At 66.9% G+C, this 24,817-nt stretch carries 24 protein-coding genes; 4 read left to right on the forward strand and 20 right to left on the reverse strand.

Annotated features, from left to right (window positions below):
- Positions 1 to 100 precede the first annotated feature (100 nt).
- Complete coding sequence (gene mutS, locus QP552_RS06135; RefSeq protein WP_286075325.1) at positions 101 to 2,692, reverse strand: DNA mismatch repair protein MutS; 2,592 nt, start codon at positions 2,690 to 2,692, stop codon at positions 101 to 103.
- Between the two features lie 135 nt (positions 2,693 to 2,827).
- Entirely contained in the window at positions 2,828 to 3,220 is a 393-nt protein-coding gene (locus QP552_RS06140) for a barstar family protein (protein ID WP_286075326.1), read from the reverse strand.
- 625 nt (positions 3,221 to 3,845) lie between these two features.
- Here QP552_RS06140 and QP552_RS06145 point away from each other — a divergent pair.
- The 3 genes from QP552_RS06145 (at position 3,846) to QP552_RS06155 (ending at position 7,333) form a co-directional block, all read left to right on the forward strand.
- The gene (locus QP552_RS06145) at positions 3,846 to 4,304 is read left to right on the forward strand and encodes a hypothetical protein (protein WP_106549530.1); all 459 of its coding nucleotides are present in this window, start codon (positions 3,846 to 3,848) and stop codon (positions 4,302 to 4,304) included.
- A 272-nt stretch (positions 4,305 to 4,576) separates the two neighbouring features.
- Positions 4,577 to 6,799, forward strand: coding sequence for a methyl-accepting chemotaxis protein (locus tag QP552_RS06150; RefSeq protein WP_345782974.1), 2,223 nt, complete (start codon positions 4,577 to 4,579; stop codon positions 6,797 to 6,799).
- A gap of 165 nt (positions 6,800 to 6,964) precedes the next feature.
- Complete coding sequence (locus QP552_RS06155) at positions 6,965 to 7,333, forward strand: glycine zipper 2TM domain-containing protein (RefSeq protein ID WP_008268471.1); 369 nt, start codon at positions 6,965 to 6,967, stop codon at positions 7,331 to 7,333.
- A 126-nt stretch (positions 7,334 to 7,459) separates the two neighbouring features.
- Here the strand turns inward: QP552_RS06155 and QP552_RS06160 are convergent, their stop codons facing one another.
- From QP552_RS06160 to QP552_RS06180, 5 genes are all read right to left on the reverse strand, one after another.
- On the reverse strand, positions 7,460 to 8,587 hold the full coding sequence (locus QP552_RS06160) for an ABC transporter permease (RefSeq protein ID WP_286075328.1): 1,128 nt from the start codon (positions 8,585 to 8,587) through the stop codon (positions 7,460 to 7,462).
- The gene (locus tag QP552_RS06165; RefSeq protein WP_286075329.1) at positions 8,584 to 9,771 is read right to left on the reverse strand and encodes an ABC transporter permease; all 1,188 of its coding nucleotides are present in this window, start codon (positions 9,769 to 9,771) and stop codon (positions 8,584 to 8,586) included. Before QP552_RS06165 ends, QP552_RS06160 begins: the two co-directional genes overlap by 4 nt.
- Entirely contained in the window at positions 9,756 to 10,769 is a 1,014-nt protein-coding gene (locus QP552_RS06170) for an efflux RND transporter periplasmic adaptor subunit (RefSeq protein WP_111112097.1), read from the reverse strand. Before QP552_RS06170 ends, QP552_RS06165 begins: the two co-directional genes overlap by 16 nt.
- The gene (locus QP552_RS06175; RefSeq protein WP_286075330.1) at positions 10,762 to 12,168 is read right to left on the reverse strand and encodes a TolC family protein; all 1,407 of its coding nucleotides are present in this window, start codon (positions 12,166 to 12,168) and stop codon (positions 10,762 to 10,764) included. The genes QP552_RS06170 and QP552_RS06175 overlap by 8 nt, the downstream gene beginning before the upstream one ends.
- A gap of 78 nt (positions 12,169 to 12,246) precedes the next feature.
- Positions 12,247 to 13,140, reverse strand: a complete 894-nt coding sequence (locus tag QP552_RS06180) for a LysR family transcriptional regulator ArgP (protein ID WP_106549537.1) — start codon at positions 13,138 to 13,140, stop codon at positions 12,247 to 12,249.
- A gap of 104 nt (positions 13,141 to 13,244) precedes the next feature.
- Here QP552_RS06180 and QP552_RS06185 point away from each other — a divergent pair, with 104 nt between their 5' ends.
- The gene (locus QP552_RS06185; protein WP_111112094.1) at positions 13,245 to 13,859 is read left to right on the forward strand and encodes a LysE/ArgO family amino acid transporter; all 615 of its coding nucleotides are present in this window, start codon (positions 13,245 to 13,247) and stop codon (positions 13,857 to 13,859) included.
- Here the strand turns inward: QP552_RS06185 and map are convergent.
- The 13 genes from map to QP552_RS06250 all read right to left on the reverse strand — a co-directional run bounded on the left by map (position 13,856) and on the right by QP552_RS06250 (position 24,711).
- Complete coding sequence (map, locus tag QP552_RS06190; RefSeq protein ID WP_181453969.1) at positions 13,856 to 14,638, reverse strand: type I methionyl aminopeptidase; 783 nt, start codon at positions 14,636 to 14,638, stop codon at positions 13,856 to 13,858. The two genes, QP552_RS06185 and map, sit on opposite strands and share 4 nt — an antisense overlap.
- 7 nt (positions 14,639 to 14,645) lie before the next feature.
- A complete protein-coding gene (locus tag QP552_RS06195) occupies positions 14,646 to 14,858 on the reverse strand; it encodes a ParD-like family protein (protein ID WP_006425741.1) in 213 nt (70 codons plus the stop codon).
- Positions 14,859 to 14,926: 68 nt separating this feature from the next.
- Entirely contained in the window at positions 14,927 to 15,286 is a 360-nt protein-coding gene (locus tag QP552_RS06200; RefSeq protein ID WP_106549541.1) for a VOC family protein, read from the reverse strand.
- A gap of 141 nt (positions 15,287 to 15,427) precedes the next feature.
- Positions 15,428 to 16,312, reverse strand: a complete 885-nt coding sequence (locus QP552_RS06205; RefSeq protein WP_111112127.1) for an arginase family protein — start codon at positions 16,310 to 16,312, stop codon at positions 15,428 to 15,430.
- A 3-nt stretch (positions 16,313 to 16,315) separates the two neighbouring features.
- On the reverse strand, positions 16,316 to 17,380 hold the full coding sequence (locus QP552_RS06210; protein ID WP_111112126.1) for a GNAT family N-acetyltransferase: 1,065 nt from the start codon (positions 17,378 to 17,380) through the stop codon (positions 16,316 to 16,318).
- 29 nt (positions 17,381 to 17,409) lie between these two features.
- Positions 17,410 to 18,810, reverse strand: coding sequence for an aminotransferase class III-fold pyridoxal phosphate-dependent enzyme (locus QP552_RS06215; RefSeq protein WP_008268657.1), 1,401 nt, complete (start codon positions 18,808 to 18,810; stop codon positions 17,410 to 17,412).
- Positions 18,811 to 18,875: 65 nt separating this feature from the next.
- Positions 18,876 to 19,592, reverse strand: coding sequence for an MtnX-like HAD-IB family phosphatase (locus QP552_RS06220; protein WP_111112092.1), 717 nt, complete (start codon positions 19,590 to 19,592; stop codon positions 18,876 to 18,878).
- A gap of 174 nt (positions 19,593 to 19,766) precedes the next feature.
- A complete protein-coding gene (locus tag QP552_RS06225) occupies positions 19,767 to 20,969 on the reverse strand; it encodes a DegT/DnrJ/EryC1/StrS family aminotransferase (RefSeq protein WP_111112091.1) in 1,203 nt (400 codons plus the stop codon).
- A 10-nt stretch (positions 20,970 to 20,979) separates the two neighbouring features.
- Complete coding sequence (locus QP552_RS06230; RefSeq protein WP_106549546.1) at positions 20,980 to 21,378, reverse strand: DMT family transporter; 399 nt, start codon at positions 21,376 to 21,378, stop codon at positions 20,980 to 20,982.
- Positions 21,375 to 21,734, reverse strand: a complete 360-nt coding sequence (locus tag QP552_RS06235; RefSeq protein ID WP_006425769.1) for an EamA family transporter — start codon at positions 21,732 to 21,734, stop codon at positions 21,375 to 21,377. The genes QP552_RS06230 and QP552_RS06235 overlap by 4 nt, the downstream gene beginning before the upstream one ends.
- Position 21,735: 1 nt before the next feature.
- Complete coding sequence (locus tag QP552_RS06240; protein WP_049429589.1) at positions 21,736 to 22,572, reverse strand: alpha/beta fold hydrolase; 837 nt, start codon at positions 22,570 to 22,572, stop codon at positions 21,736 to 21,738.
- 79 nt (positions 22,573 to 22,651) lie between these two features.
- Positions 22,652 to 24,031 carry an ATP-binding protein gene (locus QP552_RS06245; protein ID WP_111112090.1) on the reverse strand — a complete coding sequence of 460 codons (1,380 nt, stop codon included), beginning with the start codon at positions 24,029 to 24,031 and terminating at the stop codon, positions 22,652 to 22,654.
- Positions 24,028 to 24,711: a response regulator gene (locus QP552_RS06250; RefSeq protein WP_088025290.1), complete on the reverse strand. Its 684-nt coding sequence runs from the start codon at positions 24,709 to 24,711 to the stop codon at positions 24,028 to 24,030. Before QP552_RS06250 ends, QP552_RS06245 begins: the two co-directional genes overlap by 4 nt.
- Positions 24,712 to 24,817: the final 106 nt, after the last annotated feature.

Here is a 24,817-nt window from a genome sequence, read left to right on the forward strand (position 1 = left end):
GGAACGGCGCCCAGCTCCCCTGTGGCGGTCCGCGTGGCCGAGTATGCAGGATTCTTCGCGGTAGCTTCCAGGGGGCATGGTGCCCCCTGGCCAGATGTGCCTACAGCAGTGCCTTCAGCCGGTACAGGGCTTCCAGTGCCTGCTTCGGGGTCAACTCGTCCGGATCGATCGTGGCCAGCGCTTCCTGCGCCTTGCTGGCCGGCGCGGCGAACAGGCCGAACTGTTGCGGTGCATCCAGCGCCTGCGGTGCCAGTTCAGCGGCGTGGCTTTCACCGCCGCGCTGCTCCAGCTCGGCCAGGCGACGACGGGCCTGCGCCACGGTCGCGCGCGGCAGGCCGGCCAGCGCGGCCACCTGCAGGCCGAAGCTGCGGTTGGCCGGGCCATCCTTCACTGCGTGCATGAACACCAGCGCTTCGCCATGCTCGACCGCGTCCAGGTGCACGTTGGCGATGCCGCTGCGGCCGCCTTCGTGCTGCTCGTTGGCCAGCGCGGTCAGCTCGAAGTAGTGGGTGGCGAACAGCGTGTAGCAGCGGTTCTGGTAGGCGAGGTGGCGGGCCACCGCGTCGGCCAGGGCCAGGCCGTCGTAGGTGGAGGTGCCGCGGCCGATCTCGTCCATCAGCACCAGCGAATGCGCGGTGGCGTGGTGCAGGATGTAGCTGGTTTCGGCCATCTCGACCATGAAGGTCGACTGCCCGCGGGCCAGGTCGTCTCCGGCGCCGATGCGGGTCAGGATGCGGTCGATCGGCCCGATCAGCGCGCGGCTGGCCGGCACGAAGCTGCCGATGTGGGCCAGCAGCACGATCAGCGCGTTCTGCCGCATGTAGGTCGACTTGCCGCCCATGTTCGGGCCGGTGATGACCAGCATGCGACGGTCTGGATGGAGGTCCAGGTCGTTCGGCTCGAACGGCTGCTCGCGCACCGCCTCGACCACCGGATGGCGGCCGCGTTCGATCTTCAGGCAGGGCTCGGCCTGCAGTTCCGGTCGCGCCCAGTCCAGCGCCTGCGCGCGTTCGGCGAAGGCGGCCAGCACGTCCAGTTCGCTCAGCGCCGCGGCGCACTGCTTCAACGGTTCCAGCTGGCCGCCCAAGGTGTCCAGCAGCTGCTCGTACAGGTACTTCTCGCGCGACAGTGAACGGTCGCGCGCGGACAGCACCTTGTCTTCGAAGGCCTTCAGTTCTTCGGTGATGTAGCGCTCGGCATTGGTCAGCGTCTGGCGGCGGGTGTAGTGCACCGGCGCGCGGTCGGACTGGCCCTTGCTGATTTCGATGTAGTAACCGTGCACGCGGTTGTAGCCCACCTTCAGGGTGGGGATGCCACTGCTCTCGCGCTCGCGCAGTTCCAGGTCGACCAGGAACTGGTCGGCATGGGTGGACAGGCGGCGCAGCTCGTCCAGCTCTTCATCGAAGCCATCGGCCAGCACGCCGCCGTCGCTCAGCTTCAGTGGCGGCATTTCTGCGATCGCACTGGCCAGCAGCTGCGCGCACTCGTCATGCTCGCCCAGCGCTGCGTGCAGCGCCTGCAGGCGCTGCGAATCCAGCGGCGCCAGCACCTCGCGCACGGCCGGCAGCAGGCCCAGGCCATCACGCAGGGTGGAGAAGTCACGCGGGCGCGCCGAGCGCAGTGCAACGCGGGTGAGGATGCGTTCCAGGTCGCCGAGGCGGCGGAACTGTTCGCGGATGTCAGCGTCGCTGCCGCGGTCGATCAGGGTTTCCACCGCATGGTGGCGCTGCACCAGCACCTCGCGCAGGCGCAGCGGGCGATGCAGCCAGCGTCGCAGCAGGCGGCCGCCCATCGGCGTCACCGTGCTGTCGAGCACGCCCAGCAGGGTGTTGCGGGTATCACCGTCGACGCGCGTATCCAGTTCCAGGTGGCGGCGGGTGGCGGCGTTCATCGCGATCGCCTCGCCGGCAGTTTCCATCGCGATCGAGGTCAGGTGCGGCAGGCGCTGCTTCTGGGTTTCCTCGACATAGCCGAGCAGGGCGCCAGCGGCAGCGGTGGCGCGCGGCTTGTCATCGATGCCGAAGCCGCTCAGGTCATGCAGCTTGAAGAAGTTCAGCAGCTGGCGACGGCCGCTGTCGGCGTCGAACAGCCACGGCGCGCGGCGGCGCACGCCGGTGCGCTGGCGCAGGAAGTCGGGCCAGTTCTCCTCGTCGGGCACCAGCAGCTCGGCCGGTTCCAGTCGGGCCAGTTCGGCTTCCAGCGCGTCGTCGGTCTCGACTTCATTGACCAGGAAGCGGCCACCGGCCAGGTCGGCCCAGGCCAGGCCGTAGCCCTGCTTCGTGCGCGACAGCGCCATCAGCAGGGTGTCACGGCGCTCGTCCAGCAGCGCTTCGTCGGTGACGGTGCCGGGGGTGACGATGCGTACCACCTTGCGCTCGACCAGGCCCTTGGCCAGCGCCGGATCGCCGATCTGCTCGCAGATCGCCACCGACTCGCCCAGCGCCACCAGCCGTGCCAGGTAGCCCTCGTAGGCATGCACCGGCACGCCGGCCATCGGGATCGGCGCGCCGCCGGAGCTGCCGCGCTGGGTCAGGGTGATGTCGAGCAGGCGCGCGGCCTTGCGGGCGTCGTCGTAGAACAGCTCGTAGAAGTCGCCCATGCGGAAGAACAGCAGCAGGTCCGGATAGTCGGACTTGGCTGCGAAGAACTGCTTCATCAGCGGGGTGTGTTCGGCGGACTTGTCTTTGGACATGGGACTCGTGGATCAGGGCGTCCGGCCGCGCCGGAAGGCGGCGGCAGCGGAGCTGGTACAGGGCCGTCCATGGTAACTGCTGGGGCCGGTGGACGCCGCTGCGGTTGGCGGGTATTGCCCGTGCGGGGCACGCAGTCAGGCCGGGATGAGGGTGATCCGCCGGTGGCTGGCGAAGATCTCCATCACGATCTCGAAGTAGGTCTGGCCCTGGCCCCGCTGCAGGGCGTCCAGCTGGAGGGCAATGGCCCGCGTGTTGACGGCGCCCGGGGCTTCCAGCTTGGACTGCAGCCACTGGCAGGTGGCCTCCACGCCCAGCGCCGTGCGGCTGTGGGCGATGTCGCGCCAGATCAGTGTGGCCTGTGCCTGGCCGGCCAGCGCGCCATAGCCGCCATGCAGCAGGTCGTCCAGCGCGTCCAGGCTTGGCCCGAGCTGCCAGCCCTCGTCGGCCATGAACACGCGGTTGATCTCCGCGTACAGGCTAGGGATGTCGTGAATGGCACGGCCTTCAATCTGCAGGACAAGCGTCATATGTCGACTGTAGCGTCGTTTCCTGTGCGTTGGGCACGGCTGAGCGCCGGATGCTCTGGGACCCATGCTGGGGTTTCGCATACTTCTTCGCTGAGTCAAGGTGCTCGGCACTCCCGTCGTGGCGCGCGCCGGTTTGCAGGGAAGAAAACGATGTGACCCATCCCCAATAGCAGGGCCAGCAGCTGGTAGAGAGTTCGCCCGAAGTCTTCTTCTTATTAATTGATTGGTGCCATCGGCAGCAGGAACCCCTCGGGCGCGCTCAACTTCCACTGTCAGTGATGATTGGCTGGGTGATAGAAATAGTTTCTCATCCTGTATCATCGGCGAGAAAGGTCTGGGAAATTGTTTCTGGCATGGTCAGTAACGTTGTATCTGCGTCTCCGGTGCGATGGGGGTTGTTTGATCTGTCCCCGTTGTGAGCAGGGTGAGGTGTTGAAAGCTCAAGTAAAGGAGCGCGGCGTTCAGATATTTGTCTGCGACGAGTGTGATGCCGTGTGGTTCTCCTTGGCTGCGGTAGGGGTCTCTCCGTTCAGAGACCTTGAGGGGTATCTTGAGGAAATTTCCGTCGCCCCGTCCTGGGAGTCAATTTCCGTGGATAGGCATGAGTAGAAAGTACGCAATTTCCATGCACTCCTCGATCGTCTTGCCTCAGCGCAGCGTGTGGCTACGTGCAGCATGGGGTGACCTTCCCGTCTCCTATTTCCAGAGCGACGAGAGTCTCAATGATTGCAGTTTCATTGACTTGAAGGTCAACAAGTGGGAGATCAGTGGCAGCGGAGCCCAAGGGGATCTGGACCCCTTCATCAGGGTCGAAATCATCAAGGGTCGGGAACTCGTGGATTACCTGGGCGATACAGAATTTTGCCCGCCTGTAGACGTCGCTGAGGAAACTCTGCTTGTTTTTGAGTTGGACGACGGTGGTGATGAATCCGACGAGTGGCTGCTGATGCGGCTTGTATCTGTCGTGGCCGAGGACAACAGGCTCTATTGCTGGAGGGATGGCTTCCAGCAGATCGGCAGAGAGTTCTCCTGCACTGTGCCAGCGTTGGGGGATGTTCGGATGAGGTTGCAGCAGCGCGGGTAGCCCTGCGATGGCAAATGCCAGATTGCAGCTCTGATGGCAATTTCGAACGGAAGACGTTATCTGTGGTCGCGCGTCGTGAGCGCGGCGTGATGATTGCGATTGCCATGCTCGTACATCGACATGCCCAGCAGGAATAACCACCTCCATTAAATGTGTTCTTCACGCCTGTCTGCACAGTTCCATAGTTTTGGATCGATATAATAATATCGACCCATAAAGTTTCCCTCTCCTGCGCCGCCACCGTTCGTACGGCCACGATCAAGGGAATTGAGATGCTCGCCTTACGCAACCTCCGAGTGGGATCCCGGCTGGGTGCCGGGTTTGGTCTGCTGCTGCTGTTCATCGTGGCCATCGTTGGCCTCGTGCTGTACGGAAATCACCTGAAGTCCGCCCAGTTCGAGAAAGTGGTGGACGTCAACATGGTGAAGATGCGGCTGTTGAACGACATGCTGGATACCAACAACGCGGTGCTGATGCATCGCCGGCTGATGGTGATCAAGCGCGGCGAGGATTTCGACAAGGATTATCAGAAGGCGCAGGAGCTGTCGCAAACCTACGATGGTATCTGGGCCAAGTACATCAAGATTCCACGTGATGCCACCGGCGATACCCTGGTGGCGAAGATCGAGGCGGCACGCAAGGCCACCGACGTTTCCACCCAGCACCTGCATGAGCGCATGAAGGCCGGCGATTTCGACGGCGCGGCCAAGGAACTGCTGGCCGAACATGGCCTGGCGACGGCCTGGAATGAAGCCATCTCGACCCTGCTGCGGCATCAGGAGGCGCTGACAGCACGCAGCCGCGAGGAGTACCGCGCGACCGAATCATGGACCGGTACGTTGTCGATCGTGTTCGGTGTGATGAGTCTGCTGCTGGGCTCGCTGGCGGCATGGGCGATTACCCGCAGCCTGACCCGTCCGCTGGCAGGGGCGGTGAAGCTGGCCGACGGTATTGCCGGTGGCCGCCTGGACAGCAGCATCGACGCGTCCGGCAACGATGAGGTGACCCAGCTGCTCAGGTCGATGCAGCGCATGCAGGCGCAGTTGCAGTCGGTGATGGCGGCGCAGGGCGAGCTGGCCCGCCAGCACGATGCGGGTAGCCTCAGCTACCGCATGGATGAGAGTGCCTTCCCCGGCGACTACGGGCGCATGGTGCACGAGACGAATGCGCTGGTCGGCTCTCACTTGCAGGTGCAGAACCGCCTGATCGAGGTGATGAAGCATTACGCCCGCGGTGATCTGTCAGTGGACATGGATCCGTTGCCGGGCGAGAAGGCCGCAATCACCCAGGCCATGGACGAAACCAAGACCAGCCTGTCGGCGATCAACGGTGAGATCCGCCGCTTGGCGACGGCCGCAGCCGCCGGTGACTTCAGCCTGCGCGGTGACGAAGATCGCTTCGCCTACGACTTCCGCGAGATGGTGGCCGGGCTCAATCGGCTGATGCAGACCACCGACGAGAATCTGGTACAGGTGTCGACCCTGTTGCAGGCGATCTCGCGCGGTGACCTGACCGTGCGCATGCAGGGCGACTTCCATGGGGTCTTCGCGCGCATGCGCGATGACTGCAACGCCACGGTCGATCAGCTCAAGCAGATCGTGGGACATATCCAGACCAGTGCGTCCAGCATCACCCTGGCGGCAGGCGAGATCGCGTCGGGCAACACTGATCTGTCGCGGCGCACCGAGCAGCAGGCGGCAAACCTTGAAGAAACGGCCGCATCGATGGAGGAGCTGACGTCCACGGTGAAGCAGAATGCGGAGCACGCCCGCCAGGCCAACCAGCTTGCCATCGGCGCGCATGGCGTTGCCTCGCAGGGCGGCGAGGTAGTCGGACAGGTGGTGACCACCATGTCGGCCATCGAAGCCTCCTCGAAGAAGATTGCCGAGATCATTTCTGTCATTGATGGCATCGCATTCCAGACCAACATCCTGGCGCTTAACGCTGCAGTGGAAGCCGCTCGTGCCGGCGAGCAGGGCAGGGGCTTTGCCGTGGTGGCCAGCGAGGTGCGCACGCTGGCACAACGCTCGGCCGGTGCGGCCAAGGAGATCAAGGGCCTGATCGAGGATTCGGTTGGCAAGGTGGCCGATGGATCGGCGCTGGTCCGCCAGGCAGGCACCACGATGGGCGAGATCGTGGCGTCGGTGCAGCGCGTGACCGACATCATGGCCGACATTTCCGCCGCCTCGCAGGAGCAGAGTTCGGGCATCGAGCAGGTCAACCAGGCCGTGGTGCAGATGGACGAGACCACCCAGCAGAATGCCGCGCTGGTGGAAGAGGCCAGCGCCGCAGCGCGTTCCATGGAAGAGCAGGCCAACCTGCTGACCGAAGCGGTGTCGGTGTTCCGCACCGGGGCAGCCGCGGCAGCCGTATCGGTGCCGCGCGCGCTTGCGGCGGTAGCGGCCTCGGTCACGCCGGTGAGACGCCCGGCGGTGCTGTCACCGCGCATCGAGCCGACGTTGGCTGCCAACGCGGGTGGTTGGGAAGAGTTCTAGCAACAGCGCATGCCGGTAGGGAGACGGCGCCCATCGCGATGGCTGATCGCGATGGGCGCAACTTTCTTCCTGAACGCGCGATGGCCGGTGAGGCGGCGGACACGCGTATTTCACTTCGGGTTGCCAACCCCGGGAGGAGACTTGCGACATACCGGACCTCAGGAGATGGCCATGAAGACCTCGACCCGACTGCTTGTACTGGGCACGCTGCTGGCGGCTTCGTCCGTCGCGGGTGCGCAGACCTACGGGCCGCGCGATGAAGGACGCAAGTTCAACGACGGCAGCCGCGTGGTCTGCAAGAACGTGGAAGTGCAGCGCAACTCACGCGATCCCAACCGCATTGCCGGTACCGCCACGGGCGCGGTGATCGGTGGCCTGCTGGGCAACCAGGTCGGCGGCGGCAACGGCAAGAAACTGGCCACGGTGGCCGGTGCTGTAGCCGGCGGTGCGGCCGGCCGCCAGATCCAGGGCAACCAGCAGCAGAAGAACGGCGACCGCGTCGTTGAACGCCGCTGCGAACGCGTCTACCGCTGATCGTTCACAGCCAGACCTCGTTTCCCCTTCCACACCGCAGTGCTCGAACGCCGGCCCCGCGCCGGCGTTCGTTGTTTCAGAAAAGGGGACGGAGGGGATTAAGTCGCAATCCCCCAACCTTGCCGTTTACGACTTAATCCCCTCCGTCCCCTTTTGGGCGAGGAGGCGCCAGGTGGCGAGGCTGCCGTAGAGCAGCAACAGGACGGTGAGGGTGATCAGTTCGTGGCTGACTTCGGCCAGGCGAGCGTCCATCTGGTTCAGGCGCACCATCAGGTTGATGCCCGAGGTGGTGGGCAGCAGTTGCGCCAGCCAGACCAGTGGTTGCGGCGTCATCACCGCCGGCCACGACAGGTTGGCCAGGAAGAACAGTGGGATCGAGGTGGCGATGATGTACTGGAAGGCGCGTTCGCGGGTGCGGAAGAAGCTGCCGACGAACAGGCCGAACGCCACCGTGGCGGCGATGAACAAGGTGCCGCCCAGCAGCTGGCCCAGCGGATTGCCGCCGCGCGGATAGTCCTGCACCCACGCGGTGAACCCGGCGTAGTAGAACAGACCGAACAGGCCGATCAGGCCGAAGCCCAATGCCATGCCGGTCAGCGTCGGCAGGTCGAAGCGCAGGCGGCGGCCCAGTACGAGTCGGCGGCCGCCGAGCAGTACGCCGATGCCCATCAACAGGGTCTGGTGCACGATCAGCTCGGCCACGCCGGGCACGATGGCGCTGCCATAGCCTTCCTGGGTGTTGTACAGCGGGCGCTGCACCAGCGTGACCGGTGGTGCCTGCGGTGCGCCCATGAAGGCCGCCTGGCCGACCACGGCGTCACGCCCGAATGCGCCCAGTGCATCGGCCACGCTGCCCAGCACCCAGCTGGCACGGCCCAGGTAGGCGCCGTTGCCGAGCAGTACCAGCTTGGCGGGATGGCCGCGCAGGATGTCGCGCTCCAGGTTGGCCGGGATCAGCACGATGCCTTCGGCATGGCCGGCTTCCAGCTGCTGGCGCGCACTGTCGATGTCCGCCGGTTGCCCGACCACGCGTGCAACGCGGAGTGCATCGAGCTTTCGCAGCAGCTCGCGGCTGGTGGCGCTGTGGTCTTCGTCCACCACCAGCACCGGCAGGTTGCCGGCCACCTGGTGGCGATACGCGGCCGGGTAGAAGAACGAGTACAGGATCACCGCGCCGACCATCACCACGATCGCGTAGCGGTCGCACAGCACCGCCATCAGGGTCTGCCGCAGGCTGCGCCACACTGCACTCATGCGTCGGCCCCCGCAGGCTGTGCGGCTTCGGGCGTACGCGAGAAGGCGATCAGGCGCATACCGCCGATGCCACCCGCCACCAGGGACATCAGCAGCAGCGTAGCCAGTGGCCACAACGAGACCAGTAGCGGCGACCCGATGAACTGCTGCTGGGTCTGCAGCTTGATGTAGGCGCTGAGCGGCAGCAGCTGGTGCCAGACACGGGTGAACAACGGACCGTCCAGCACCGGGAAGGTGGCGCTGGAGAACGCCAGCGCGGTGCCGATGCTGAGGCCCACCGCGGATAGCGCAGTACCCATGTCGCGGGTGACTCCGACGAAGAACAGCGCATAGGCGGCGGTGGCCAGGTAGAACACCGGCTGCGCGAGCAGCAGCAGGAGCACGCTGCCCGCAACGCCATCGCCGCGCAGCCAGGCCAGGTAACCGATGCCGAGCGCGCCATACAGCGAGAACAACAGGATGTGCGGCGCGATCTTGCCGGCAATCGCAGCCCACGCCGTGCGGCCCAGCCAGGCGGGCAGGGTGCCGTCGCGGATCTCGCGGCCGATGCTGCCAGCCACGGCAAGCGCCAGCACCAGCGACAACACGGCCGGGAAGATCAGCGGCAGCAGGAACAATTCGTAGCTGCGCGCCGGGTTGTAGAGGATGTCCGACTGCACCGCGATCGGCGCCGCGCGCAGCTTGCCCGGGCCGACCTGCAGGCCGATGCGCTCGCGCAGCAGGCGCGCGTTCCATGCCGAGACCGCATCGCCGATATCGCGCGCCGCCGACTGGCCGGTGGTCATGTAGGTGGCGTTGTAGTAGGCGAACACCGTGCCCTGGCGGCCGCGCAGGGCTTGCCGGGTGACGTCCCGCGGCACCAGCACGATGGCGAACACATCCAGGCGGCGCAGCTGCGAACGTGCGTCTTCCATGTCCGCAGGCTGGCTGGCGATGCGCACGCCGGGGCTGGCATCGAGCATGCGCAGCAGCAGGCGGCTGTCACTGCTGTGGTCGAGATCGACCACGGCGATCGGGATGTCGCGCATCACAGAGGGCGTGAACATCCACGCCATTACCACCAGCATCAGCAGTGGCAGCAGGGTCACCAGCATCAGATCCGCACGGTTGCCGCGCAGCGAACGAAGCTCGCGCCGCCAAGAGGCGGCGAAGCCGCCTTGGCCGGGGCTCAGTGCTGGGGCCATGCGAACAGCACGCTCATGCCGGGGCGGAAACCCTCGATGCGGCGTACCGGGCGCACCCGCACCTCGAAGCTGCGGACGTCGTAGCCGGAAGACTGGCGGGTGGTCCGCCAGGTTGCATAGTCACCGGCCGGGTTGATGAAGTAGACCTCGAACTCAGCGTCCTGCCCCAGCGCGGGGATGCTGCCCTGCAGCTTGCTGCCGACCTTCAGGCCCTGCATCTGCGATTCGCGCAGGTTCATCGCTACCCACATGCGATCGATGTCGACCAGGGTGAACACCGGGTAGCCGGCCGGCACCAGTTCGCCCGGGTCGGCCATGCGCTTGTTGATCTCGCCGGCCACCGGCGCGCGCCCTTCCACTTCGACGCGCGCGGCGTTGACTTCGGCCACCGCGCCCTGTGCCTGCTGCACCTGTCCCTGCGCGGCACGCTTGTCCTGCTCGCGTGCACCGGCCAACGCCATGTCGTACTGCGCGCGGGCGGCACGGGCCAGTTCGCGCGAACTGGTGGCCTGGGCATGCGCTTCATCGCGCTTCTGCCGGGTCATCACCCCTTCGTTGAACAGGTTCTGCACGCGCTGGTAGGTGGCTTCAGCCAGCGTCGCACCGGCTTCGGCCCGCTTCCAGTTCGCTTCGGCGGCGCGGATGTCCTCGCTACGCGCGCCTTCGTCGGCCTTGTCGGCCACTGCCTGCGCGGCGGCCAGGGCACCGTGTGCCTGCTGTTCCTTGGCGGCGACCTCGGGGCTGTCGAGCAGGAACAGCACCTGCCCGGGCTGCACGCGGTCACCCTCGCGCACCTTCAGTTCGGCCACGCGCGCGGTGATCTTGGCGGCCACGTTGATGGTGTCCGCATCGGCCATGCCCTGGATCTGGTCCGCCGGGCTGCGCCAGGCCAGCCACAGGCCGAGCACCACCACGACCAGCAATACCACCACCAGAATAGGTCCCAGCCGGCGCTTGCCAGGGGGCGTCGTCGCTTCGTCGTGCAGCACATCACTCATGGTCGATCACCTCGTCCGCACGCCGCCGGAACTCTTCGAAACGGTCCATCTGTCCACTGATCTCCAGCAACTGTGCCAGCGCAATATCGTATTGGTAGGCGGCCTGCGCACGCTCGACACGGGCGCCGCCGAGGCCGAGCCGCGCGTCGATCACATCCAGCGAGGTGGCCTGGCCTTCGCGGAACGCCAGTTCCTGCAGGCGCAGGTTTTCCTGTGCCTGGGCGATGCTGCTGTCGAGCAGCACGTACTGCTGGCGCGCGGTCTCCAGTTCGTTCCAGGCCTTGCGCACGCCCAGTGCGACCTGGTTTTCGGCCTCGCGCAGGCCGGCTTCGGCCTGCTCCTGCTGCGCGCGCGCGGCACTGATCTGCGCCGGCCGCGAGTTCGGCGACAGGAAGGTGTACTTCAGGCCGATGCCGAACGCCCAGTCCGGATCAGTCAGCATTTCGTCGCGGCGGCGGAAGTCGTACTGGCCGAAGGCGAAGATCTGTGGTTTCAGCTTGGCCTGCTGCACGCGCACGCCTTGTTCGGCCTGCGCCACCATCGCCCGCAGGCGCGCAATCTGCGGCTGGCGCGCCTGGGCGGTGCGCTCGAAGCTGGCCACCGGTTCCAGTGGCACGCGCTGCACGAACAGCGGCGATACCGGCTGCACTTCGCCTCCGCTGCGCAGCAGCGTGGCCAGTGCGGCCTTCAGCGTGGCCAGGTCGTTCACCGTCTTCTGGTATTCGCGCTCGGCCTTGTCGCGGGCCACGGTGGCCTGCAGGCGCTGGGCGCGGGTAGCGAAGCCCTCGCGTTCCAGCTTCTCCGCGTCGGACAGGTGGCGGTTGAGGCCATCACGTACGTCGCGGCGTACGTCCACTGCCTGCTCGGCCAGCCGCTGGCCGAAATAGGCCTGGGCCAGCTGCACGGTCAGCGATTGGCGCTGTGCCTCGCGCTCGGCGCTGGCCTGTTCGTGGGCGGCGCTGGCGGCACGTTGCGCGGCCGGAATCACGCCGCCGGTGTACAGCGGCAGCACAGCAGTCACCACCGGGCGCGTTCTCCAGTCGCGTTCGGTGAACGACAGCGGCGAGTCGATGCCATAGGCCTCGGCGACCGGCGCCAGCGAACCCAGCGGCAGGGTGAGGGTCTTCTGGAACTGCAGCCGGCGTACTTCGCCGGTGATTTCGGGCAGGCGCAGCAGGCGGGTCGCCTCCTGCAGGTCCTGCTTGTTGCGCACGGCGGCGTCGGCGGCGGCCAGTGCATCGGAGACCTGCTCCAACCGTTGCCGCGCCTGTTCCCAGTCCAATGCGGGTGCATCGCCGGTGGCCTGCGCCAGCACGGCGGGTGGCAGGCAGGTTGCCAGCGCCAGCGCCAGCGCGGCCTTCGCGCGCTGCGTCCTTGTACGTCGGCCGATCACGCCCATGCCGTCCCAGTGGTGAAGAAGTGCGCAAACGGTAGTGCGCGTGGCGTGAAGCCCGGGTCTGCGGTCATCGGATTGTCCTCAACGAAGGGTGCCGCTGGCCGCAGTACGCAGCGCCTGGGTGATGTGCTGCAGCGTGCTTGAGCGCACGGCGGCATGCTGCCAGTACAGCGGCACATCGAGCCAGCGGCGGGGTTCCAGTACCACCACGCGGCCGGCGCGCACGGCGGGTGCGACCAGCGATTCCGGGGCCATGCCCCAGCCAAGTCCGCACGCGGCGGCTTCGACGAAACCGGTGGAGGAGGGCAGGTAGTGTAGCGGCGGCTGCAGACGCGCGCGGGTCAGCCTTCGCACGAAGCGCCACTGCAGTTCATCCTTGCGGTTGAACACCAGCATCGGCGCGCGTGCCAGTGCCGTGGCGTGCATGCCGTCGCTGAAGTACTGGCGGGCAAAGCCGGGCGAGGCGATGGCGTGGTAGCGCATGGCGCCGAGCGGGTGCACGTTGCAGCCCTTCACCGGCTGGCTTTCGGCGGTGACCGCACCCAGCACGCTGCCGTCGCGCAGCAGCTGCAGGGTATGGTCCTGGTCGTCCATGCGCAGGTCGAACAGGTAGCCATGGCGCTGGTGCAGGTCGGCGATGGCCGGCACGAACCACGTATCGAGCGAATCATCGTTGACCGCCAGCGGGATCGGCGTGCGTACGGCGTCACTGCCACGTTCGGGCAGCAGCTCGGCCAATGCCTCGGCCTCCAGCGCCTGCATCGGCCGTACCCGGCGCAGCAGCGCTTCACCCGCGGCCGTCGGCCGGCATGGTGCCTGCCGTACCAACAGCACCTGGCCCAGCCGGTCCTCCAGTGCCTTGATCCGCTGCGACAGCGCCGACGGGCTGATCGACAGGCGGCGTGCCGCGGCCTCGAAGCTGCCTTCCTCCAGCACGGCAGCGAACGCGGCCAGTTGTGGATGTACCAGGTCCATGCGGGGCCTCTTCAGTTTTTCTGCACAGGATAAAGAAAAACCAGATTGTCTTAACCGGCCATTGGCCGCACCCTGCGCATCCCTTCGCTGCCTGGCTTGTCCTGATGTGGATCGCCGCTACCGTTGCTGGCCTGTTCGCGGGCGCCGGCCTGATCATCGCCATCGGTGCACAGAACGCCTTCGTGCTGCGCCAGGGCCTGCAGCAACGTCACGTGGGAACGGTGGTGGCCGCCTGCGCCGGCGCGGACATCGCGCTGATCCTTGCGGGCGTGGGCGGCATGGGCGCGCTGGTGCTGCAGTGGCCGGTGCTGATGCAGGTGCTGCGCTTCGGTGGTGCAGCGTTCCTGCTCTGGTATGGCCTGCAGGCCGGGCTGCGCGCGTGGCGCGGTGGCAGTGCGCTGGCGGCGGGCGAGGTGGAGGGTGGCAATCGACGGCAGGTGCTGCTGACCTGTCTGGCGTTCACCCTGCTCAATCCGCACGTGTACCTGGATACCGTGGTGCTGCTGGGCAGCCTGTCCACGCGCTATCCGGGCGAGCTGCGCTGGGCGTTTGCTGCTGGCGCCTGCGCAGCCAGCGTGATCTGGTTCTGTGCGCTGGGCTATGGCGCGCGCCTGCTGCAGCCGGTGTTCCGCAGGCCGAATGCCTGGCGTGCGCTGGACGCCGGCGTGGCGATCTTCATGTTCTGCCTCGCCACGCTGCTGCTGTTGCGCCCGCTCTAGGCCGCTTCCACCGCGCACAATGGCGTTTCCCCCGGACGCAGGGTCAGTACGCGCACGCCGTTGCGGGTGACCGCGACGGTGTGTTCGAACTGCGCCGAGAGCTTGCCGTCGCGGGTGTAGACCGGCCACTCGTCCGGCTGCTGGCGGATCGCCGGCTTGCCCTGGTTGAGCATCGGTTCGATGGTGAACACCATGCCTTCTTCCAGCACCATGCCGGTGTTGGGATGGCCGTAATGCAGGATCTGTGGTTCCTCGTGCATTTCCTGGCCAATGCCGTGCCCGCAGTACTCCTTCACCACGCTGTAGCCGTGGCTGCGCGCGTGGCGGGCGATGGCGTGGCCGATGTCGCCCAGGCGCGCGCCGGGGCGCACTGTGGCGATGCCTTTCCACATCGCCTGGTAGGTGGTCTGGACCAGACGGCGCGCGGCGTAGTCGACCTCACCGACCAGGTAGGTGGTACTGGAATCAGCGATGTAGCCGTTCTTTTCCAGGGTGATGTCGAGGTTGACGATCTGGCCGTTGCGCAGCACGTCGGTGGTGCTGGGCACGCCGTGGCAGATGACGTTGTCGATCGAGGTATTGAGCACGTACGGGAAGCCGTACTGGCCCTTGCTGGCCGGCCGCGCCTGCAGCTCGTCGACGATCATGCGCTCGACGAAGTCATTGATCTCCATCGTGCTGCGGCCCTGCAGCGGCAGCTGGTCGAGCGCGGCGAATACCCGTGCCAGCAGGCGCCCGGATTCGGCCATCAGCGCGATCTCGTGCGGCTGCTTGATCATCGCCATGTCAGGCCCGCCCAGGCGCCAGCGCCTGCGGCTGTACCCCGGCCGCGCGCAGTTCGCTGGCGACGATGTCCTGGAAGCTCAGCGTGGGGTTCATCTCGCACAGCATGCCGACCCGGATCCAGAAGTTGGCCTGGGCGTTGATCGAGCGGCTGGAGACGGTGCAGGCACGGCGCAGCTGGTCGTGCAGGGTGTCATCGATGTTGACGATGCCCATGGGCGGTCCCTGAGAAACGATTATACGAAGCATATATGTTTCGTATATCCATCTCAAGCCGGCGTCGTTCAGTCCACGTGGGTGGCAAAGCGCAGCCGGTTGCCGTCGGGGTCGCGCAGCAGCATTTCGCGGCTGCCCCATTCGGTGTCGTGCGGTGGCTGCTCGATCGGCACGTTGGCCGCACTGAAGGCGCGGTGCAGGCTGTCGACGTCGTCGACAATGAAATACACCGCGCCGCCGACCTCGCAATCGCCGCTGTGTTCGGTGAGGAAGATCGTCTGGCCATCGCGGGTAAGCTGGGCGAACAGCGGGAAGCCGGGTTCGAAGCGGTGTTCCCAGTCGACCACGAAGCCCAGCCCCTGCACGTAGAACGGCAGGGTGGTGTCGGCGTGGCGCATGCGCAGCTGCGGGATGACGGTCTGGGGCATGGCGGTGGCTCCGGGGTGGGAACCCAGTGTAGAGCCGGCCGCTGGCCGGCATCCTTGGGAGCCTGGCCACGATGAGGTTGCCGGCCAGCGGCCGGCACTACCGAAGCCACGCCGGCCAGCGGGCGGAACGAACGACAGCGGTCAACCGGCCATCGGCACCGAAGCCATCGCCGCCAGCAGTTCGCGGTTCACCTGCTGGTGCCGGGCCTGCCAGGCAGGAAGATCATCGGCGCTGACGTCCGGCTGGCCATCCAGCGACGACAGCCAGCGCTTGAAGCGGCTCTGGTAATTGGCCAGCGACACTTCGCCGGTGATGTCACTGCCGACCAGGCCGCCGGCACGCAGCGCTTCGATCACCACCAGCGCGTCTTCCAGCTGGAAACGGCCCTGGTCCCAGTTGCTGCGCGCGACGTCCTCGGCGAACACGTCCTTGTCGATCGACAGGTAGGTCGGCTGCGGCGACTTGGCCTGTTCGGCAGCAAACGCAGCCACCAGCGCTTCGGGGTGCTCGAAGCGGCGGAACGCGTGGCCCATGCCGAGGCGATGGCCCCAGCCGACATCCACGTCCATGCACCAGTAGGTCAGGCGACCGCCCATCAGCGGGCGCCAGTGGTTCTCCCAGGCATGGCCGAGGCCGATGTCGCTGGAGGTGATGCCGAGCACATGGATGTGCGAGATCTGCGGCAGCTTGCTGGCGGCATTCACCCATGAACCGCAATGCATGCCGAACGGAAAACGCATGTTGTCCGGATGGTTGTCCAGCACCACCAGCTGGAACGGCGCCTGTGCGCGCATGCGGCGCAGCAGCGGCAGGCTGAGGTGATGGAAGTCACCACTGCCGAGCATCACTGTGCCGAGCTGGGCCGGCAGCGGCGCAAGCACCTCGGTGCTGAAGCGATCCAGGGTGCCGTTGCTGCAGGCGAATCGCAGCGGGTCGTGCCACTGCGGCAGCGCCAGGGTCTGCGCCTGGGCCAGTGGCAGCACGCCACCGTCCAGGTCGAGGATCAGCGGAGAACGCAACTGCATCACTCAGCCGCCTCCATCAGGTTCGCCCTGCAGGTACGGGGCCAGCCGGCGCAGGGCGGCACGCAGCAGTGGGGAACGGGCGTGGATCGCGTGCCGGGTTGAGGTGAAGCTGGCGCCCAGCTCGGCCTTGATCCGCGAGTCGGTCCAGCCGGCCACGTAGTGGCTCAGGCCGTGCTGCAGGGCGTACTCGAGGTTGTGCATCCAGCTGACCGCGTACAGGTTGTGCTCGCGCGACTGCGGGTAGGCCAGGCCGATGTACTTGTCCACCAGCTTGCCGGCATGCACGTAGCACAGGTTCCAGCCGATCAGCTGGCCCTGGTGGCGGTACAGGAACATCCGGCCCTGACCCTGGCTGTCGGCCAGCAGGTGCTGCAGGTAGGGCAGGCCGAGCTGGTCGAAGTGCACCGCGCTCTGCGCATACACGCCCAGGTACAGCGCATGCAGTTCGGCCTGCAGCCGTGGGTCGGCCAGGGCCGGATCACCGGTGGCGATGCAGTCGATCTGCAGGTCGTCGCGCGAGCGCAGCTTGCGCCGGATGTTCTTGCGGCGCGAGGACGACAGGCGGCCGAGATAGCCGTCGATCGAATCGAAATCGATCGCCACCCAGGCCAGCGGCATGCCTTCCAGTTCAACGAAGCCGCGTGCCAGCAATGCCTGCAGGAAGGCGCCACTGTGCGCATTGGCCGCGTCGTCCAGCAGCGGTGAATCGATGGCAAGGTCCTTTACCACCAGCAGCCGGGTATCGCCGATGGCGTGACGCGTCACGTCCTCGGCCAGCGCCTCCGGCGCAACGTGTGCCGGCAGCGGGGTGTACTCGGTGCTGGTGGCGCCGACGAAGCGGGTCTGCCAGGTGATCCACGGCCGCCACAGGCGCGACAGCGGCAGGCCGAGCAGCTTGCTGCGCAGCGCGTCGTCCATCGTGGTGGTCAGGTCGAGCGGTGCACGGAAGGTCGGCAGGCCGCTGGGAAGGCGGCCTGCCTCGAATCCGAGCGGCGGGTGGGCCAGGAAGCCCTCCAGCAGCGCGGCCGGTTCCAGCGCGGTGCTGGATGCACGTGACGTCATTTCCATCGGCACGGGAACCGGCAGCGCATCCAACCTCAGCCCTTGGCCTTGGTCAGCGCCTGGTCGAGCAGGGTGATCGCCAGGTCGATCTCTTCGTAGCTGATGTCCAGCGACGGCGCGAAGGTGATCACGTTCTTGTACCAGCCACCCACGTCGAGCACCAGGCCCATGCGCTTGCCGTCGTGCAGCAGGTCGCCAGCCAGGCCGATGTCGACCATGCGGTCCAGCAGTTCCTTGTTCGGGGTGTAGCCATCTTCCTGGCAGATCTCGGCGCGCAGGGCCAGGCCCAGGCCGTCGACATCGCCGATTTCCTTGTGGCGCTTCTGCAGGCCACGCAGGCCGTCGAGGAAGTAGGCGCCCTTTTCCGGCACGGTGCGCTCGTAATCCATCTCCTTGCCCAGCTTCAGCACTTCCAGGCCCAGGCGGGTGCCCAGCGGGTTGGAGTTGAAGGTGGAGTGGGTGGAGCCCGGCGGGAACACGGTCGGGTTGATCAGTTCCTCGCGCGCCCACAGGCCCGAAAGCGGGTTCAGGCCGTTGGTCAGCGCCTTGCCGAACACCAGCACGTCCGGGGTCACGCCGAAGTGCTCGATCGACCACAGCTTGCCGGTGCGCCAGAAGCCCATCTGGATTTCATCGACCACCATCAGGATGCCGTACTTGTCCAGCACGCGCTTGAGGCCGGTGAAGAAGTTGCGCGGCGGGATGACATAGCCGCCGGTGCCCTGGATCGGCTCGACGTAGAACGCGGCGTACTCGGCCTGGCCGACCTTGGGATCCCACACGCCGTTGTACTCGCTTTCGAACAGGCGCTCGAACTGCCACACGCAGTGGTCGGAATACTCGTCCGGAGTCATGCCCTTCGGACGACGGAAGGGGTACGGGAACGGGATGAACATCGCGCGCTCGCCGAAGTGGCCGTAGCGGCGGCGGTAGCGGTAGCTGGAGGTGATCGACGAGGCGCCCAGGGTACGGCCGTGGTAGCCGCCTTCGAAGGCGAACATCAGGCTCTTGCCGCCGCGCGCGTTGCGCACGATCTTCAGCGAGTCTTCGATGGCCTGCGCGCCGCCGACGTTGAAGTGCACGCGGCCGTCGAGGCCGAACTTCTCATGCATGTCCACGGCAATGGTCTTGGCCAGCTGCACGCGGGTCGGGTGCAGATACTGGCTGGCGACCTGCGGCAGGGTGTCGATCTGGTCCTTCAGCGCGTCGTTCAGGCGCTTGTTGCTGTAGCCGAAGTTGCAGGCCGAGTACCACATCTGCAGGTCGAGGTAGGGCACGCCCGCACCGTCGAACATGTAGCTGCCTTCGCCGCGCTGGAAGATCTTCGGCGGGTCGACGTAGTGGACGGTGTCGCCGAAGGAGCTATAGCGGGCTTCGTCGGCCAGCAGCTGCGCATCGGAGGCAGCGGCGTCGGCGTTCTTGTCAAAAATGTTCATGCAGTTCGGTTCCGTGAAGGACGTTCGAAAGGGGGCAACGGGGGAGCGTGGCTGGAAGGGAGTGCTCAGGCGGTGGCCAGCAGCAGGGGCAGTACGGCGGGCTGCGGGCTGGCGTCGATGCGACGTGGCTGCAGCAGGCTGCCATCGAGCAGGCGCGGCAACAGCGCGATTGCATCGTGGAAGGTGTCGATGGCGGCATGCTCGATGCCGGCATTCGTGCAATGGGTGATCAGGCGGCGCTTGGCGAACACGAAGTCGGCATCTTCGGACACGCAGAAATCCGAGCTGCCGTCGCCGATCATCAGTACGCGCGGCGCTTCGTTGGCACGCGCCTGCGCGGCGCAGGTGCACTTGCAGGTACCGCTGCGGCAGCCTTCGGCCTGGTAGGGTGATTCCAGTTCCCAGTGGCCGTCGCACCAGCGCAGGTGGTTGGCCACCACCGGCAGCCGCGACAGGCCGTGGTTGGCGAGGATGCGGTGGATCGCATAGTCCAGGCCGTCGCTGACGATGCGCAGGGGCAGGCCCAGCTGCTCGGTGCGGGCGACGAAGGCGACGAAGCCCGGATCGATCTGCACCTGGTCCAGGTGCGCATCAAGCGTGGCCGGGTCCAGCTTCAGCAGCCGCACCTGGCCCTGCATGCATTCGCGCGAGCCGATCTTTCCAGCCTTCCACTGGTCTTCCAGCGCCTGCCAGCCCGGCTGGCCGTACTTCTCCAGCAGCGAGTCGATGACATCTTCGAGGCTGATGGTGCCATCGAAGTCACACAGGATGCTCCAGCGCATGGGCAGGTCCGTCGATGAAAGAAGCGCCCGGCACGATGCCGGTGCAGGCTCAATGTAGGCAGGCCGCCTTTCTCGTTCCTTTCCTGTCGAAAGGCTCTCTTGACGGGCTGGGAAAGCGTTCAGGAAGGTGCATGGATGAATGCGCGGAGCGCAGGCCACGCGTGCACGTGCGGGTCAGCCGCGGGCCAGGGCCTGCAGTATTTCGGCCGTCTCTTCACGGGTCTGCCAGGCGCTGTTGCCAAGGGTCAGCATGCGTGCGGCGAAGTCGCGTGCGTTGGGCATGTCGTCCTGGGGCACGATGCCGCGCAGGTACGCGTAGTCGGGCAGGGCATGGATGAACATGCGGCTGGCGCCGAGACCGCGTGGCCACAGGTCTTCAAGTACGGCATCGCGGGCCCGCTGGCTGGGCAGCAGCAGCATCAGCATCGGCCAGGTGCCGCCGGTACCGGCCAGCCCATCGACCACTTCCACCGCCGGCAGCTGTGCCAGCTGCACGCGCAGCTGCAATGCACGCAGGCGTCCGGCCTGCAGGAAGGCAGGTAATCGCCGCGCGGCATGGGCGCCGATGTTCTGCCGCCACTGGCTGACCCGGTGCTGCGGAATCTCCAGCGGGAAAATGTCACCGACCGCTTCTTCCAGGTCGCCACGCTGCAACGCACTGCGCAGCGGATTTCCGTACACCAGCGATAGGAGCGATGGTCGATAGCAGGCGGCCAGGCCGAGCAGCTGCACACTGCGCAGCAGTTCCCAGCGCAGGCTGGAACGCACCTGTTCGGCGGCATGTCCGGCCAGCGCGGCGCGCAGCTCGTCATCGCGGCTGACCAGCAGGCCGCCTTCGTGCAGGCTCAGGCCCTTGCCGGCGGCCAGGCTGAAGAATCCGATATCACCGCGCAGGCCGACGCTGGTGTTGCCAACGCGTGCGCCGAGCGCCTGCGCGGCATCTTCGATTACCCAGGCGCCTGCGCCGCGTGCAACCTCGCAGGCCAGCTCGACATCGGCGATGCGCCCGCCCAGGTGGGTGGGCAGGATCGCCAGCGTGCGTGCGTCGGCCAGGCGCTTGAGCTGGCCAGGATCGAAATCGAAGTGGGCATGACGGGTGTCGCACAGCTGCACGCGCAGGCCCAGGCTGTGCACCGCGATCGGCACCAGCGGGCAGGTGTAAGCCGGCAGGATGACGGTGTCGCGCTTGGGCGCGCGCTTGCGCAGCGTCCGCAGGGCGATCAGCAGCGCGTGCGTGCCGGAACAGGTCAACTGCAGCGGCGGTGTGCCAAGCTGGCTGGCCAGGATCGCGCGCAGGTCGCCACCGCCGGGGAGGAAGTCGCTGGCCTGCATGGGCAGGCCGGCGGTGGGCGGCAGCTCGCGCGCGAACAGGCTCATCGCAACGCGCTCATGCGGCGCTTTCGGCAGGGCTGTGCGGGTCGTCCGCTTCGGCACGGCCAAGGCAGACGATGCCGGCCACGATCAGGACCGCACCGACCAGGTGATGCAGGGTCAGCGGTTCGTTCAACAGCCAGGCCGACAGCAGCAGCACGCTGATCACTTCCAGGTGCGATGCGGCAAATGCAGGGCCGATCGGCGCATGCCGCAGCAGGCTCATCCATGTGAAGAACGCACCCACGTAGCCGAGGATGGCGCCGTACACCCACGGCTGCGACAGCACGCGCAGCAGCCATGCCGTGTTGGCCTCGACCGGCAGCGCAGCATCGCCGGCGTACTTGAAGCACAGCTGGGCCAGCGTGTCGAAGGCCATCAGCAGCGGGAAGCCGATCACATACAGGCGCCTCATGAGCCCGCTCCCACCACGGCCACGCCGGCGGTGACCAGCAGCATTCCGGTCACCCGCAGCGGGGTGAGCTTCTCGCGGAACAGGAAGCGGCCGGCGATCATCAGCGCGACGATGTTGATCGAGCCCAGCAGCACGCCCTTGGACAGCGGCACCAGCGACAGGAAGGCGATCCAGGCGACGAACTCAAGCACGTAGCAGGCGATGCCGATCCACAGCCACGGCCGGCTGAGCATGTGTTTCCAGCGCTGCAGGCCTTCGCCGTCCTGCGGGTCGCTGGCGGCGGCCTTGAAGGCAAGCTGGCCACCGGTATCGAGCACCACGTTGGCCAGCCACAGCAGCGTGGCAAGTGCCCCCATCTCAGGCCACCGCCTTGAGCACACCCGTACGCTCACCGATCTCGGTGAAGAAGCGGGCGCTGCGGCGGATCACGTCGCGGCGTTCGCGGTCGATGGTGATCATGTGGTAGCTGTCTTCCAGTACCACCAGCTCCTTCGGGCCGCTGACCCGCGACATCACCAGCTCGGCGTTGCCCATGCTGGCCACGTCGTCCTCGCGGGCGTGCATCACCAGGCACGGCGCGGTGACCTGGTGCAGGTGGCGGCGGGTCCAGTGGCTGAGCGCACGCATTTCGGCCAGCGCATGCCAGGGGTTGCCCGGGAGGCCAGCGGCGGCGCTGTCGCCGGACAGCATGGCGGCGCTGACCTGCGCACGCAGGCGCTCGTCACGCAGGCCGTACGGCGGTTCTTCCATGAACATGCGGTCGCGGCCGATGTTGAAGCGCTTGAACCACGGCAGGAGGAACGAAAAGCGGGCCACGGCGGGAATGTTCCAACCGTCGTAGCGGAACGTGGCGCCGTATACGCCCACGCCGGACACCCATTCCGGGCGACGTGCCGCCAACGCCAGCGAAAGTACCGCGCCCATCGACAGGCCACCGACGAACAGCTGGTCAACCTTGCCGCGCAGGCTGGCCGCCGCATCTTCCACGCCCTGGTACCACTGTTCCCAGGTGGTCGCCAGCAGGTCATCCACGGTGCCGCAATGGCCGGGCAGCTGCACGCCGTGCACCGTGAAGCCGGCATTGTTCAGGCCCTTGCCCAGCATGCGCATTTCCGCCGGGGTGCCGGTCAGGCCGTGGACCAGCAGCACGCCCTGTGGGCCACCGGGGAGGAAGAAGTCGTGCGATTCGGTCACCTGGCGGCTCCGGGACGGCAGTGGGGATGGCAGGATCGCAAGCGCGATTTTCACCAGCCTTTCAGCGCCCCGGGCCGGGTCAGGGGGCCTTCAGCAGCGGCAGCGTGATGGCGACCTTGAGCCCGCCACCCGGGCGGTTGAGGAAGCTCAGGCGACCGCCGAAGTGCTCCACCGCCTCGTGCGCGATGGCCAGGCCCAGCCCGGTGCCGCTGGCAGTGGTGCCAGGGGCGCGGAAGAAGCGCTCGCCGAGGCGCGGCATCACGTCTTCCGGGACGCCCGGGCCGTTGTCTTCCACATAGAGTTCCACATCATTGTCGTCCAGTGCGTGCACGCCGACTGTGACGGTGGCTTCCCGGCCCGCATAGCGCAGGGCGTTGTCGATCAGGTTGTCCAGTGCTTCCTGCAGCATGGCACCGTTGCCCAGCACGCGCAGCGGCTGGGGGCTGCCACGGTAGCCGAGGTCGATGCCATCACGGATCGCTTCCGGTACCCGCATGCCGACCCACTGCGGTATCAGTTCGCACAGGTCGAGTGCTTCCACGGTATCCGGCACGGTCTGTGCCCGGCTCAGCGCCAGCAGCTGGGTGCTGACCCGCGCGGTGCGCTGGTTGAGCCGGCGGATGTGCTGCAGGGCCTCGCGCACCGTATCCGGATCGCCATGTGCCAGCGCCTGGTCCACGTGCAGGGCCATTCCGGCCAACGGCGAGCGCAGCTGGTGCGCAGCGTCGGCGATGAAGCGGTTCTGCAGGGTGATCATCTCCGCCTGGCGCGCGAACAGATCGTCGATGGTGCTGATCAGCGGCTGGATCTCTTCCGGAACGTCGGCATCGGAAATCGGCGCCAGCTCGCCGCGGCGCTGCGCCAGGCGGGTTCTCAGCGGGGTCAGGATGCGCAGGCCGTAGGTCACGCCGAACCAGACCAGCGCGGCGGTGCCCAGCGCCAGCATGGTCATCAGCGGAATGATGATCATCAGGATCTCGCGTGCGCGCTGGCGACGGTCGGCCATGCTCTCGGCCACGGTCACTGCCAGCTGGTCCTGCGGATCATTCATCGCCTGCGTGCAGACCGTGGCCATGCGTACCTGCTGGCCGTTGAGGGTGCCGTCGTACAGTGCCGGGTGCACGCCGGTGCAGTCCTGCGAGGGGGCATAGGGGCTGAAGTCGGCGTTGCCGCTGAGGGTGCCCTTGCGGCTGCTGTCGACGTTGAAATAGCGGTGGCCGTCGGGGTCGTACTCGATCAGGAAGCGCGCCTGTGGTGACAGGTCGCTGGTCACCGGCATGGTGCTGAGCATCTGCGCGAACGAGTGGGTGTCGTCGATCAGGTTGCGGTCGTGGATGCGGTTGGAATAATCCAGCGCAACGTAATAGGCCAGGATCGTGTTGAAGGTGAGCAGGCCCAGCATCGGCAGCGCCAGGAAGGCGAGCAGGCGCCGGCGCAGGCTGGGCGGTCCACTGATCACGGGGTGCTGTCGTCCTGCGCGTCTTCCAGCATGTAGCCCAGCCCGCGCACGGTGCGGATGCCCATGCCGCCGGGCTGCAGCTTGCGGCGCAGGCGGTGCAGGGCGATGTCCAGGCCGTTGTCGGTCAGGTCCTGGCCCCAGTCGCACAGCGCTTCCACCAACTGCGCGCGCGATACGATGCGCTCGGCGCGTACCGCCAGTGCCGACAGCAGGCCGAATTCGCGCGCGGTCAGTTCCAGCGACTGGTCGTCGATCCACACCCGATGCCCGGCCAGGTCCAGGCGCAGGCGGCCGATGCGCAGGTCCGGGTTGCCATTGCTGGTGACCCGGCGCAGCTGGGCACGTACGCGTGCTTCGAATTCGTCCAGCGCGAACGGCTTGACCAGGTAGTCGTCGGCGCCCAGGTCGAGCACGCGCACGCGTTCGGCCAGGCCGTCGCGGGCGGTCACCACCAGCACGGCCAGGCCATCACCGCGCTGGCGCAGGCGCTGCAGCACGTCGCGGCCATCCAGCTGCGGCAGGCCCAGGTCCAGCACCAGCAGTGCGTACTGGGTCGAGCCCAGGGCAGCGTCGGCGTGCGCGCCATTGTCGACGTGGTCGACCACGTGCCCCTGCCGGCGCAGCGAGGCGCACAGGCCGGAGGCGATGTCCGGGTCGTCTTCAGCAATCAGAACGCGCATGCGCGGGGCTCCTGTAACGGTCAGGCCCACCGGATGGACGGGGTGGGCCTCTCGGCTGCCGAGGGTAGCCGCAAACCGGGTGAAGGTGGAGCGCGGCGGCGCCGTC

The organism is Stenotrophomonas sp. 59 (assembly GCF_030291095.1).
Taxonomy (GTDB): domain Bacteria; phylum Pseudomonadota; class Gammaproteobacteria; order Xanthomonadales; family Xanthomonadaceae; genus Stenotrophomonas; species Stenotrophomonas maltophilia_Q.

Bases quoted from the DNA above. Each gene is read 5' to 3' on its own strand.
- QP552_RS06140 (WP_286075326.1), bottom strand. From the start codon at position 3,220: ATGACGCTTGTCCTGCAGATTGAAGGCCGTGCCATTCACGACATCCCT.
- QP552_RS06205 (WP_111112127.1), bottom strand. From the start codon at position 16,312: ATGCAGTTGCGTTCTCCGCTGATCCTCGACCTGGACGGTGGCGTGCTG.
- QP552_RS06170 (WP_111112097.1), bottom strand. From the start codon at position 10,769: ATGAGTGATGTGCTGCACGACGAAGCGACGACGCCCCCTGGCAAGCGC.
- QP552_RS06200 (WP_106549541.1), bottom strand. From the start codon at position 15,286: ATGCCCCAGACCGTCATCCCGCAGCTGCGCATGCGCCACGCCGACACC.
- QP552_RS06145 (WP_106549530.1), top strand. From the start codon at position 3,846: ATGCACTCCTCGATCGTCTTGCCTCAGCGCAGCGTGTGGCTACGTGCA.
- QP552_RS06160 (WP_286075328.1), bottom strand. From the start codon at position 8,587: ATGAGTGCAGTGTGGCGCAGCCTGCGGCAGACCCTGATGGCGGTGCTG.
- QP552_RS06150 (WP_345782974.1), top strand. From the start codon at position 4,577: ATGCTCGCCTTACGCAACCTCCGAGTGGGATCCCGGCTGGGTGCCGGG.
- QP552_RS06185 (WP_111112094.1), top strand. From the start codon at position 13,245: ATGTGGATCGCCGCTACCGTTGCTGGCCTGTTCGCGGGCGCCGGCCTG.
- mutS (WP_286075325.1), bottom strand. From the start codon at position 2,692: ATGTCCAAAGACAAGTCCGCCGAACACACCCCGCTGATGAAGCAGTTC.
- QP552_RS06175 (WP_286075330.1), bottom strand. From the start codon at position 12,168: ATGGGCGTGATCGGCCGACGTACAAGGACGCAGCGCGCGAAGGCCGCG.
- QP552_RS06165 (WP_286075329.1), bottom strand. From the start codon at position 9,771: ATGGCCCCAGCACTGAGCCCCGGCCAAGGCGGCTTCGCCGCCTCTTGG.
- QP552_RS06250 (WP_088025290.1), bottom strand. From the start codon at position 24,711: ATGCGCGTTCTGATTGCTGAAGACGACCCGGACATCGCCTCCGGCCTG.
- QP552_RS06155 (WP_008268471.1), top strand. From the start codon at position 6,965: ATGGCCATGAAGACCTCGACCCGACTGCTTGTACTGGGCACGCTGCTG.
- QP552_RS06220 (WP_111112092.1), bottom strand. From the start codon at position 19,592: ATGCGCTGGAGCATCCTGTGTGACTTCGATGGCACCATCAGCCTCGAA.
- QP552_RS06215 (WP_008268657.1), bottom strand. From the start codon at position 18,810: ATGAACATTTTTGACAAGAACGCCGACGCCGCTGCCTCCGATGCGCAG.
- QP552_RS06225 (WP_111112091.1), bottom strand. From the start codon at position 20,969: ATGAGCCTGTTCGCGCGCGAGCTGCCGCCCACCGCCGGCCTGCCCATG.
- QP552_RS06230 (WP_106549546.1), bottom strand. From the start codon at position 21,378: ATGAGGCGCCTGTATGTGATCGGCTTCCCGCTGCTGATGGCCTTCGAC.
- QP552_RS06235 (WP_006425769.1), bottom strand. From the start codon at position 21,734: ATGGGGGCACTTGCCACGCTGCTGTGGCTGGCCAACGTGGTGCTCGAT.
- QP552_RS06195 (WP_006425741.1), bottom strand. From the start codon at position 14,858: ATGGGCATCGTCAACATCGATGACACCCTGCACGACCAGCTGCGCCGT.
- map (WP_181453969.1), bottom strand. From the start codon at position 14,638: ATGATCAAGCAGCCGCACGAGATCGCGCTGATGGCCGAATCCGGGCGC.
- QP552_RS06180 (WP_106549537.1), bottom strand. From the start codon at position 13,140: ATGGACCTGGTACATCCACAACTGGCCGCGTTCGCTGCCGTGCTGGAG.
- QP552_RS06210 (WP_111112126.1), bottom strand. From the start codon at position 17,380: ATGGAAATGACGTCACGTGCATCCAGCACCGCGCTGGAACCGGCCGCG.